Genomic DNA, 210 nt, shown 5'->3' on the forward strand with positions numbered 1-210 from the left:
TCATCGGAACCCGTCGAAACTGTAGAATCCTCGCGTGAGGAGACGACTCCCCCAGCGGAAATTGTCACCGAAACCCCGGTGAGTAATGCCACAGAAGTGGTAGAGAATGTAGGGGAAGAAACGGCTGTAGACGCCGAGACAGCAACTGCTAGCGAAGAAACAGCTAGCAATGTGGAAGCGGAAGAAACGGGAGGCGATCGCACCCCAATT

The 210-nt window shown here is 54.3% G+C and carries 1 protein-coding gene; it reads left to right on the plus strand.

The genetic code is table 11. The features are described 5' to 3' along the window. Positions 1–210: hypothetical protein (locus LKK83_RS00225; protein WP_324628741.1), on the plus strand; the 210-nt coding region annotated here is incomplete at both ends.

The sequence above is a fragment of the Phormidium sp. CCY1219 genome, assembly GCF_035615515.1.
Taxonomy (GTDB): domain Bacteria; phylum Cyanobacteriota; class Cyanobacteriia; order Cyanobacteriales; family Laspinemataceae; genus CCY1219.